This window comes from Pantoea sp. 18059 (genome assembly GCF_902706165.1).
Lineage (GTDB): Bacteria > Pseudomonadota > Gammaproteobacteria > Enterobacterales > Enterobacteriaceae > Pantoea > Pantoea agglomerans.
This window is the reverse complement of sequence record NZ_CACSJS010000005.1, coordinates 76704-88380: the sequence shown is the minus strand read 5'-3', so window position 1 is coordinate 88380 and position 11677 is coordinate 76704. Positions and strand designations below refer to the sequence as shown.

Genomic DNA, 11677 nt, shown 5'->3' with positions numbered 1-11677 from the left:
GGTTTTCCAGAACGGTGACTTAATCAATAAAAGCGCCCGGCTTAAGCCGGGCGGGAAATCGGGATTATGAACCCATGCGATAGTTCGGTGACTCTTTGGTGATGGTCACATCATGCACGTGGCTCTCATTGATGCCGGCGCCGCTGATGCGTACAAACTCCGCCTTGGTGCGCAGGTCATCAATGGTCGGGCAACCTGTCAGGCCCATGCACGAGCGCAGGCCGCCCATCTGCTGATGCACGATCTCTTTCAGACGGCCTTTATAGGCCACGCGACCTTCGATACCTTCCGGCACCAGTTTGTCAGCGGCGTTATCGGTCTGGAAGTAGCGGTCAGAAGAGCCTTTAGACATCGCGCCCAGTGAACCCATACCGCGATAGGATTTGAACGAACGGCCCTGATAAAGTTCGATCTCGCCCGGTGACTCTTCGGTCCCCGCCAGCATCGAACCGACCATGACACAGGACGCACCGGCGGCGATCGCTTTCGCGATGTCACCGGAGAAACGGATACCGCCATCGGCAATCACCGGAATACCGGTGCCTTCCAGCGCGGTGACTGCGTCAGAGACGGCAGTGATCTGCGGAACGCCCACGCCGGTCACGATACGGGTAGTACAGATAGAGCCCGGGCCGATACCCACTTTAACGGCGCTGACGCCTGCCGCAACCAGCGCCAGTGCGCCGGCACCGGTGGCTACGTTGCCGCCGACGATTTCAAGGTCCGGGTATTTGGCACGGGTTTCACGGATACGTGACAGCACGCCTTCAGAATGGCCGTGTGAAGAGTCAATCAGCAGCACGTCAACGCCCGCTGCAACCAGCGCATCGATACGCTCTTCGTTACCTGCACCTGCGCCAACTGCCGCACCGACACGCAGACGGCCCTGCTCATCTTTACAGGCGTTAGGTTTACGTTCAGCTTTCTGGAAATCTTTAACGGTGATCATGCCCAGCAGATGGAAGCTGTCATCCACCACCAGCGCTTTCTCAACGCGCTTTTCATGCATCCTGTGCAGCACCACATCGCGCGCTTCGCCCTCTTTCACCGTCACCAGACGATCTTTCGGGGTCATGACTGCAGAGACAGGCTGTGAAAGGTCAGTGACAAAGCGCACGTCACGACCGGTGATGATACCCACCAGTTCGTTGTCGCGGTTAACCACCGGATAGCCCGCAAAGCCGTTGCGCTCGGTCAGCGCTTTAACGTCAGCCAGTGGAGTGGTTGGCAGGACGGTCTGTGGTTCAGTCACCACGCCGCTTTCATGTTTCTTCACCTTGCGCACTTCGTCCGCCTGGCGTTCGATTGACATATTTTTATGGATGAAGCCAAGGCCGCCTTCCTGTGCCAGCGCAATCGCCAGACCCGACTCGGTCACGGTGTCCATGGCAGCGGAGAGCATAGGAATATTTAAACGGATATTTTTGGTCAGCTGAGTGCTGAGATCGGCCGTATTCGGCAGGACGGTGGAGTGTGCAGGGACGAGCAGAACGTCGTCAAAAGTGAGTGCTTCTTTAGCGATTCTTAACATGGCAATACTCCACCTCGGGTGATTGAGAATAGATAAAATATTGCCGCGGCATTATACAGGCCGTAATCGATTGCCTCCAGCATTATTTACGAAAAACTCTTGATCCGCACTGGCAGCCCTGTAGTATCGATGAATTAACCTGCTGATTTGGAATTTGATCTTCGTCACATGTCGCTGCCACCCATCGCCAATATTTTTACCGTCAGCCGTCTCAATACGACAGTGCGTCAGCTGCTGGAGAAAGAGATGGGCCTGGTCTGGATCAGCGCCGAGATCTCCAACTTCACGCAACCGGCATCCGGTCACTGGTACTTCACGCTGAAAGATGATGGCGCTCAGGTTCGCTGTGCTATGTTCCGCAACAGTAACCGACGCGTCACCTTCCGTCCGCAGCATGGTCAGCAGGTGCTGGTGCGCGCCAACATCACTCTCTATGAGCCACGCGGTGACTATCAGCTGATTGCCGAAAGTATGCATCCGGCGGGTGAAGGCTTGCTGCAGCAGCAGTTTGAACTGCTGAAAGCAAAACTGGCCACCGAAGGACTGTTTGATCCGCAGCATAAGCAACCGCTGCCGGAACCAGCGCGTCAGGTCGGGGTAATCACCTCTTCCACCGGCGCGGCGCTGCACGATGTGTTACGCGTGCTGCATCGCCGTGATCCCTCCCTGCCCGTAGTCATCTACCCGACCGTGGTTCAGGGCGTCGATGCGCCAGCGGCTATCGTCCGCGCAATTGAAATCGCCAACCTGCGCAACGAGTGCGACGTCTTAATTGTCGGACGCGGCGGCGGTTCGCTGGAAGATTTGTGGGGCTTTAACGATGAACGCGTGGCGCGCGCCATTTTTGCCAGCCGCATTCCCATCGTCAGCGCGGTGGGTCATGAAACCGATGTCACCATTGCCGACTTCGTTGCCGATTTACGTGCACCCACCCCTTCCGCCGCGGCTGAAATTGTCAGCCGTAACCAGCTGGAGTTACTGCGTCAGTTGCAGTCACAGCAACAGCGGCTGGAGATGGCGATGGATTACTACCTGGCACGTCAGCAGCGGCTTTACTCCCGCCTTGAACATCGTCTGCAACAGCAGCATCCGCAGCTGCGTCTGGCACGTCAGCAGACCGCCCTGTTCCGCCTGCAGCAGCGACTGGGAGAAGCGATGGAAACCCGCCTGCGTCAGGCCACGCGTCAGCAGGATCGCCTGTCGCATCGGCTCAATGCCCAGCAGCCTCAGCAGCGGCTGTTCGATGCGCAAAAACAGCTGCAAAGCTGGCACTACCGCCTGCAGCAGAGCATGACAAAACAGCTGAGCACCAGCAAACAGCACTTTGGTCAGTTGGTGGCGCAGCTGGAAGGCGTCAGCCCGCTGGCGACGCTGGCGCGCGGTTTTAGCGTGACCACCGACACTGCCGGACAGGTGGTGAAGAAAACCGCACAGCTCCAGAGCGGCGACCTGCTCCGTACCCGTCTTGATGATGGCTGGGTTGAAAGCCAGGTGACGCAGTTACTGCCTGAGAAAAAGCGCCGCCGCAAAACCGCCTCCTGACTCTGCCCGTCAGCTCACATTTTTACACTTAACGCTGGCCTCACTAATGAGGTCTAACCCGCCTGACGGGTCTATACTTTCTGGCACATTCCCTGTCGCCAGGGCGTTTCAGATGGCTTGCCAACGTTGTTGCCTCAGAAAAGCGCCGCCGCAAAACCGCCTCCTGACTCTGCCCGTCAGCTCACACTTTTACACTTAACGCTGGCCTCACTAATGAGGGCTAACCAGCCTGACGGGTCTATACTTTCTGGCACATTCCCTGTCGCCAGGGCGTTTCAGATGGCTGGCCAACGTTGTTGCCTCAGAAAAGCGCCGCCGCAAAACCGTCTCCTGACTCTGCCCGTCAGCTCACACTTTTACACTTAACGCTGGCCTCACTAATGAGGTCTAACCCGCCTGACGGGTCTATACTTTCTGGCACATTCCCTGTCGCCAAGGAGTTTCAGATGGCTTATTGCGTTATTCCTCCCTATATCCTTCGCAAAATCATCGCGCACGGTTCCGGCCACCAGCAGGAGCAGGCGCGTCGCACCCTGACACACGTCCAGCACCTGATGGCGGAACACTGGCAAAAGCAGCCGGTGGCAAAAACCGCGGCAGGCGGCAACGTGGATCGTGAAATTTATGATGCGCAAAGTCAGCAGACCCTGCCAGGTAAGCTGATTCGTCAGGAGGGCCAGCCCGGCAATGACGACGTGGCGGCTGAGGAAGCCTGGAACTATCTTGGCGTAACCTATGACTTCTTCTGGCAGGCTTATCAGCGTAATTCGCTGGATAATCAGGGGCTGAAATTGCTCGGTACCGTGCACTACGGTGACAAATACCAGAACGCCTTCTGGAACGGTCAGCAAATGGTATTTGGTGATGGTGACGGCGAAATCTTTAATCGCTTCACCATTGCGATTGACGTTGTGGCGCATGAACTGGCGCATGGCGTGACGGAAAATGAAGCCGGCTTGATCTACTTCGAGCAGGCTGGTGCACTGAACGAGTCACTGTCAGATGTGTTTGGCTCGCTGGTGAAACAGTTCAGTAAAAAACAGCGCGCCGATGAGGCGGACTGGATTATCGGCGAAGGCCTGCTGGCAAGCGGCATCAATGGGCGTGGTCTGCGATCGATGTCTGAACCTGGCTCGGCCTATGATGACCCGATGCTGGGCAAAGATCCGCAACCGGCACACATGGATCACTACGTGAAGACACGTGAAGATAATGGCGGGGTTCATATCAACTCCGGCATCCCTAACCGGGCTTTTTATCTGGCAGCAACAGCGCTGGGTGGTTATGCGTGGGAACAGGCGGGATATGCCTGGTACGATACGGTGTGTGACGACGAACTGCCACAGGATGCTGACTTTAAGACCTTTGCCCGCTTCACCGTTCAGCATGGTAAAAAACGGTTCAACGAATCGGTCGGCAGTGCCATTGAACAGGCGTGGAAGGAGGTTGGCGTGCTATGAGTGACCTGCCCGAACTCACTGATGACGCCACCATCATCGTCGCGCGTGAAGGCGGCATGGCCTTTATTCCGGGGCTACGCGCCGAACGACGCTTTATGCTGGGCGATCTGCCGCCGCCAGAAAGAGAGCGCGTCTGCCATGCGCTGCAGCAGGCGATGCCGCTGGGCGAACCTGAGGAGAAAGCCGCGCAGGTGGGCAGTGGCGACCAGCGCTATTTTCGCATCCAGATTCAGTATGCAACCCACCGCGAGGTCGGGACGATAGTGCTGTTGATTCCGGAACAGGTGGCGCCACCTGAGTTGCAGGCGCTGTGGCGCGACGGTAAATAAGCAAAAAAAAGGCCGACAATGTCGGCCCTCAGACTGCTGATAATCCGATGTACATCTGTTAGCGACAAATGAGCTTAAAGCGAAGGTAACACGTTCAGAAGAGGAAAGCGTCCCGCGCCATGGACGGCGCGGGCCGAGCAGTCATGGATGACGATTTTGCGACTTTCCGATCTGACCGTGTTCCCTGAGCATGCTCGGTCTTACAGCGAACCAGGCAAGACTTTTCCGTAAAAAAGGGCCGACAATGTCGGCCCTTTTCATTAAGTGTTGTTACTTGCTGTCTGGCAGCGCGTAAGCAATCACATAATCACCACGGTCCGGTGACTGACGTGCGCCACCTGCCGAGATCAGGATGTACTGCTTTCCATCTTTCGGTGAGACGTAGCTCATCGGGCCACCCTGACTGCCCACCGGCAGACGTGCTTTCCACACCTCTTTACCGGTTGAAGAATCAAAGGCGCGCAGATAGTAATCCTGCGTACCCGCGATGAACACCAGGCCGCCCTGCGTGGCCAGCGTACCGCCCAGCGTTGGCATGCCAACCGGCATTTTCACGCGCATCTTGATACCGAATGGTCCGGTATCCTGCACCGTGCCGACCGGCACCTGCCAGACGATTTTCTGCGTTTTCATGTCAATCGCCGACAGCGTACCAAATGGCGGTTTCTGACATGGGATGCCCAGCGGTGACATAAAGCGATTTTTATTCACAGCATATGGCGTGCCTTTCAGCGGAACGGCACCCATACCGGTGTTGATCGCTTCGCCGCCGTTGCTGCCACGCGCAATATTGCTGGTATCAGCCGGGATCATCTGAACCCACAAACCCAGACGCATATCATTGACGAACAACAGGTGGTTGTTCGGATCGACCGACATGCTGCCCCAGTTCATACCGCCCAGCGAACCCGGGAAGCTCAGAGACTTGTCGGTGTCCGGCACGGTGAACAGGCCATCATAGCGCATGGATTTGAAGCCAATGCGGCAAGCCAGCTGATCAAACGGCGTGGCACCCCACATGTCAGACTCTTTCAGCGTCTGATTGCCAATCTGCGGCATCCCGGTCGAGTGTGGCTGCGTTTTGGTGTACTGCTCGTTCGGGATATGACCCTGCGGCATCGGCAGTTCTTCGACTTTGGTCAGCGGCTTGCCGGTCATACGGTCAAGCACGAAGATCATGCCGGTTTTGCCGCCAATCACTACCGCAGGTGTGGTAGTGCCATCTTTTTGCGGGAAGTCGATCAGGCTTGGCTGCATCGGCAGGTCAAAGTCCCACAGATCGTTATGCACGGTCTGATAAACCCACTTCTCTTTACCGGTCGTAGCATCCAGCGCCAGAACCGATGCGCCATATTTGTGATCCAGTTCAGTACGGTTCGCACCCCAGAGGTCAACCGACGAACTGCCCATTGGAATGAACACGGTGTTCATTGCCGGGTCGTAAGACATCGGTGCCCATGAGTTCGGCGTACTGCGGGTATAATCTTTACCCGGCATCAATATCGCATTCGGGTCAACATTGCCTGGGTCAAACGCCCAGCGCATCTGGCCGGTGATAACGTCAAAGCCACGCAACACGCCACCCGGCATATCCGTCTGCACGTTATCCGCTACGCGACCGCCGACCACCACAGTGGTGCCAGCCAGGGTTGGCGCTGAGGTCAGCTGATATTGCGGATCCGGTGCCTTGCCCATGCCCGCTTTGAGATCAACGATGCCGTGATCGCCAAAGTTTTCACAGAACTCACCGTTGTCAGCATTGATCGCAATCAGACGCGCGTCGATGGTGTTCATCAGAATACGACGCTGACAGCTGTCACCGGCTGGCAACACTGCGGCAGTCACAGGTGAAGACCCCGGCTTATCTGGCTGCTGCAGCGGTTTCGTGGCGTCAAAGTAAGCCAGACCACGGCAGCGCGGCCAGACTTCCGCTTTGGCATTGATTTCACGTTTCCAGATCTGCTTACCGCTGTTGGCTTCAACGGCGATGACGTTGTTGTGCGGTGTGCAGAGATAAAGGGTATTGCCAATCTGCAACGGTGTCTGCTGATCTTCTGCGCCGTTGCCGGTCGGGCTGACAGGGGTATCACCGGTGCGGAAGGTCCAGGCCACCTGCAGATCTTTCACGTTGTCGCGGGTGATTTGATCCAGCGCCACAAAGCGGCTGCCCTGCGGAGTATTACCGTAGTTATCCCAGTCTTTCTGCTGTTTCGCTTTATCTACCGGGATCAGCGGCAGCTCTTCGCCCGTGCCTGCAACGGTAGGATGTGGCTGGAACATCTGCACCAGCGTAACAACCATGCCTGCCGCCAGCAGCGCAGAGAACGCATAAGAGGGTTTTGCCAGTGAGGGCTTACCTTCATGCTTACGCAGTGAAGGCCAGATCAGGAAGGCAAGCAGCATCAGTCCGGCAGGCACCATCAGGCGTGATACCAGCGGCCAGAACTCCAGGCCCGCGTCGAACAGCGACCAGATCAGGGTGCCGACAAAGACCAGCAGGAACAGAACCACTGCCGAGGATTTGCGACGGAAGAACTGAATTGCGGAGAGTACAGTGACGATACCCGCAATTAAAAAGTACCCGCTGCCACCAAGTGCAACCAGTTTGCCGCCGCCAATTGCAAAAAACAGACCGGTGGCAAGCAGCACCAGTCCGAGCAGCACGGATGCTATTCCCAGCCCCTTTCCGGAGCGGGAGGATGTTTCAGCCATAATACTTACTCTCCTGAATAAACAGAGCGCCCGGACAGATGCCATCCGGACTCCGGCGCGTTAAGTCAGTCCGCGCCAGGCACCGCTCGGTTTCAAATCGAATATAAACAGACCCGCGTCCGTGAGATCGAGGGGCCGGAAGAACACGGATGTGGCTGGCCCCTCCCACGACGCGGCAGGATTGTACCACCTGGTACATTACAGAGTGAACATCCACAACTCATTTGTTACGGCGCAATAGCATTTTTGCTACAAAATGAGCCAGTCGTCGCTCTGAATTCTCAGACGTTTTAAGCGTAGCTGAAAGCGGCGTCAGTGACCTGGCGGCTGGAAAAGGACGCGCTTGCGGGAGATAAGGCCATGTCCGTTCCGGCAAAAATAGTCCACCGCGCCGCAGGCTTTGAGCACCTCAAGCGGCTGATGACACGCCGGACAGCAGGGTTGTGCGGGGTAATGCGTACCGCAGGTATTACAGATAAATTCACCGTCACTGAGCGACAGCGGTTGCTGACATTTTTCGCAAATAATAGTCACTATTTTCTCCCTGCTCCGGTTTATTCAGGGTAAAAAAAAGAGGGCCAGATGGCCCTCTATTCTTAACGCTTGTTCTTTTTCATATGCGCCAGCAGACGCTTACGTTTACGCTGCTGCGTTGGCGTCAGCAGGTTACGTTTGCCTTCATAAGGGTTATCACCCTCTTTGAACTGAATACGAATTGGCGTTCCCATCACGTTGAGTGATTTACGGAAATAGTTCATCAGGTAGCGTTTGTAAGAATCTGGCAGATCCTTAACCTGATTACCGTGGATTACCACGATAGGCGGGTTATATCCCCCCGCGTGCGCGTATTTGAGCTTAACGCGACGACTGCGTACCAGCGGTGGCTGGTGATCGTCTGCCGCCATGTTCATGATACGGGTCAGCAGCGAGGTGTTTACACGCTTCGTCGAACAGTCATAGGCTTCAGTGATCGACTCAAACAGATTGCCGACGCCGCTGCCGTGCAGCGCAGAGATAAAGTGGATGCGGGCGAAATCGATAAAGCCCAGACGGTAGTCCAGTGTCTCTTTCACTTCATCACGCACTTCCTGCGACAGGCCATCCCATTTGTTGACCACAATCACCAGCGAACGACCACTGTTGAGAATGAAGCCAAGCAGCGACAGATCCTGATCGGAAATACCGGCATGGGCATCAATCACCAGCATCACCACGTTGGCATCTTCAATCGCCTGCAGCGTCTTGATCACCGAAAATTTCTCTACGGTGTCAGAGATTTTGGCACGCTTACGCACACCCGCCGTGTCGATCAGAACGTATTCACGTCCATCACGCTCCATCGGAATATAGATGCTGTCGCGGGTGGTGCCCGGCATATCGTAGACCACCACGCGGTCTTCACCGAGAATGCGGTTGGTAAGCGTTGACTTACCTACGTTAGGACGGCCAACAATCGCCAGTTTGATCGGCAGGCCCGTCGGGTCGAAGTTTTCTTCTTCCTCGGCGGCTTCCTGCTCAGCAATCTCGTCAGCTTCAAGCGCAGCCCAGTACGCCTGGTTCTCTTCTTCTTCCGTGAGCTCGACCGTCTCAACTTTGTCCATCCATGGCAGCAGTGCCTCTTCTATCAGGCTGCTCACACCACGACCATGCGATGCCGCAATGGCGTGTATCTCGCCCAGGCCCAGTGAATAGAAGTCCACAACCGCCTGATCAGGATCCATCCCGTCAGTTTTGTTAGCCACCAGAAAAGTCGCTTTCTGGCGGGAACGGAGATGCTTAGCGATTTGCTGATCGGCGGCCATCATGCCCGCACGCGCATCGACCATAAACAGCACGACATCCGCTTCTTCAATCGCCAGCAGTGACTGCTCGGCCATCCGCGTTTCAACACCCTCTTCGGTGCCGTCGATACCACCGGTATCAATAACAATAAATTCGCGCCCTTCCACTTCGGCGCGACCATATTTGCGATCGCGAGTCAGTCCAGGAAAATCCGCTACCAGCGCATCACGTGTGCGGGTTAAGCGGTTAAATAGCGTAGATTTTCCCACATTGGGACGCCCAACCAGCGCGACCACAGGTACCATAACAAAATGCCTCAATAAATAATTAATCGCCCGAATGGCGTGATTATAACGGCTCTGGCCGTCAAGTTCAGGCTTAAGGCGCAAAGAATACCATGCCTGACTAAAAACGAAACGGCCCCTGATTAAATCAGGAGCCGTCGGAACGGAGGATTTCACCTGCCAGACGTGTACCCGTTAACGGGTAATCGCATAAACCTCACCATCTTTCGACTGGATCAGCAGCTTATCGCTGGCGACCACCGGCTCGGTCTGGAAGCCTGAGCTATCCAGTTTCTGCTGCGCAACAAAACGACCATCCGTGGTGTTCAGCCAGTGCAGATAACCTTCACTGTCGCCGACAACCAGATAGCCGTTGTAGAGCACCGGCGAAGTCAGGTTGCGATGCAGCAGATCGCTTTGACGCCAGATGGCGACGCCGCCGTCAGCGTTAAGCGCAATCACACGATCGTCCTGATCGACCAGATAGATGCGGCCGGCATCAACAATCAGATCTTTCACACCGCCAATTTCGCGTTTCCACAAAATCTGGCCGGAACGCAGATCCAGTGCTGTCAGATTGCCGTTATACGCCAGCGCGTAAACCACGCCGTTGACGATAACCGGTGTGGTATCGACATCGTTAAGACGATCGATCTCAGTGGCACCGCTGACCTGGGAAATACGCTGCTGCCAGACCAGTTGTCCCTGGTTCAGCACCACGGCACTGACACGACCATTGTCGCCACCGACAATCGCGCCACCAAAAGCGACAGCCGGAGCAGATTCACCGCGCAGAGACAACGCTGGCATATCCAGGTTGACGCTCCACTTCACGGCACCGCTGCTCTGATCCAGGCCCTGCAACATGCCGTTGCTGGTATGAACCAGCACCAGACCATCGCTGACTACCGGACGTGACAGTGCTTCGCCGGCGACTTTCGTCTGCCACGCCAGGCTACCATCACTGCTGTTGAGGGCATAAACCTGGCCGCGCTCGCTGCCAACATAGACCCGATCGCCATCAGCCGTCAGGCCACCTGATAACATGGCTGAGCGATTTTTAGAGAAGAAGCCGGTTTTCTCAGAGAGATCGACTTTCCATTTTTCTTTACCGTCTGCGGCATCGAGCGCTTTGACGATACCAAAGCGGTCGGCAGCATAAACCGTATTATCCTGCCAGGCAGGATGCAGATTTGAGTAGAAATCACCGACACCATCGCCTACCGAGGTGCTCCACACTTTCTGTGGCGTGAACTGATTTTCCACCTTCGGTAACGGGGCCATTTTTACTACATCTTCTTCGCCGCTAAACAGCGAACAACCGCTGAGCAAAGTGACTGAAATCAGTCCCGGCAGCAGGTATTTACGTAATTCCATGCGCTCTCTCTTGACTGGCTTAGCTTAAGTTATTCATCTTCATCTGCATCATTTGCTTCAATGCCGGAGAGGCGTCAGATTCAACCCCTTTACTCCAGGCATCGCGCGCGCCCTGCTTGTCGCCTTTGGTCAGCAGCGCTTCGCCGCGAATATCGGCCACAATGGCTGTCCAGCCATCACCCTTCACACCGTCAAGGGTTTTAAGCGCCGCATCCGCTTGATTCTGTTGCAGTTGAATGCGTGCCAGGCGCAGGTTAATCACCGCCTGCAGATTGGCATCTTTGGTATCTTTCAGTCCGTTTTGCAGCAGCGTCGCGGCTTTATCAAGCTGACCGGCGTCAACATACTGCTTCGCCAGATCCATCGCAGCCAGCGCACCGTAGGTGTTGCTGTTTTCACTGGCAAAACGGTTTACCGCTTCCAGCGTCTCCGGTTTGCCCGCCTGCATGGCGCTGGTGAGCTGCTGATACTGCGCTGATACTGTCTTCGCCGTATCGTCCTGATGACTGCTCCAGTAACGCCAGCCGCCCAGCGCAGCAATGCCGATCACCACGCCAATAGCTAACGCTTTGCCATTGTTGGCAAAAAAGTTGCGCAGCGCGTCGGTCTGCTCGTTCTCATTGCTATACACTTCCACGCAATCCCTCTCCTTTCTATGGT

At 55.8% G+C, this 11677-nt stretch carries 9 protein-coding genes; 3 read left to right on the top strand and 6 right to left on the bottom strand.

The window, feature by feature from the left end; all coding sequences use genetic code 11:
- Positions 1 to 64: 64 nt before the first annotated feature.
- Entirely contained in the window at positions 65 to 1531 is a 1467-nt protein-coding gene (gene guaB, locus GVJ63_RS14495) for an IMP dehydrogenase (RefSeq protein WP_010671324.1), read from the bottom strand.
- 168 nt (positions 1532 to 1699) lie between these two features.
- On the opposite strand from guaB, the gene xseA reads away from it, so the two are divergent.
- The 3 genes from xseA to GVJ63_RS14480 all read left to right on the top strand — a co-directional run bounded on the left by xseA (position 1700) and on the right by GVJ63_RS14480 (position 4862).
- Complete coding sequence (gene xseA, locus GVJ63_RS14490; protein ID WP_033758621.1) at positions 1700 to 3073, top strand: exodeoxyribonuclease VII large subunit; 1374 nt, start codon at positions 1700 to 1702, stop codon at positions 3071 to 3073.
- A 446-nt stretch (positions 3074 to 3519) separates the two neighbouring features.
- Positions 3520 to 4533, top strand: a complete 1014-nt coding sequence (locus tag GVJ63_RS14485) for a M4 family metallopeptidase (protein WP_159227049.1) — start codon at positions 3520 to 3522, stop codon at positions 4531 to 4533.
- The gene (locus GVJ63_RS14480; RefSeq protein ID WP_010671321.1) at positions 4530 to 4862 is read left to right on the top strand and encodes a protealysin inhibitor emfourin; all 333 of its coding nucleotides are present in this window, start codon (positions 4530 to 4532) and stop codon (positions 4860 to 4862) included. Before GVJ63_RS14485 ends, GVJ63_RS14480 begins: the two co-directional genes overlap by 4 nt.
- Positions 4863 to 5132: 270 nt before the next feature.
- On the opposite strand, the gene GVJ63_RS14475 is transcribed toward GVJ63_RS14480, so the two are convergent.
- The 5 genes from GVJ63_RS14475 to GVJ63_RS14455 form a co-directional block, all read right to left on the bottom strand.
- Positions 5133 to 7574, bottom strand: a complete 2442-nt coding sequence (locus GVJ63_RS14475; RefSeq protein WP_033778664.1) for a glucose/quinate/shikimate family membrane-bound PQQ-dependent dehydrogenase — start codon at positions 7572 to 7574, stop codon at positions 5133 to 5135.
- Positions 7575 to 7886: 312 nt separating this feature from the next.
- Positions 7887 to 8108: a zinc ribbon domain-containing protein gene (locus GVJ63_RS14470; RefSeq protein ID WP_010257531.1), complete on the bottom strand. Its 222-nt coding sequence runs from the start codon at positions 8106 to 8108 to the stop codon at positions 7887 to 7889.
- A 62-nt stretch (positions 8109 to 8170) separates the two neighbouring features.
- The gene (der, locus tag GVJ63_RS14465; RefSeq protein ID WP_010257536.1) at positions 8171 to 9661 is read right to left on the bottom strand and encodes a ribosome biogenesis GTPase Der; all 1491 of its coding nucleotides are present in this window, start codon (positions 9659 to 9661) and stop codon (positions 8171 to 8173) included.
- Positions 9662 to 9835: 174 nt separating this feature from the next.
- The gene (gene bamB / locus GVJ63_RS14460) at positions 9836 to 11017 is read right to left on the bottom strand and encodes an outer membrane protein assembly factor BamB (protein ID WP_033769690.1); all 1182 of its coding nucleotides are present in this window, start codon (positions 11015 to 11017) and stop codon (positions 9836 to 9838) included.
- 19 nt (positions 11018 to 11036) lie between these two features.
- Positions 11037 to 11654: a YfgM family protein gene (locus tag GVJ63_RS14455; RefSeq protein WP_010257542.1), complete on the bottom strand. Its 618-nt coding sequence runs from the start codon at positions 11652 to 11654 to the stop codon at positions 11037 to 11039.
- Positions 11655 to 11677: the final 23 nt, after the last annotated feature.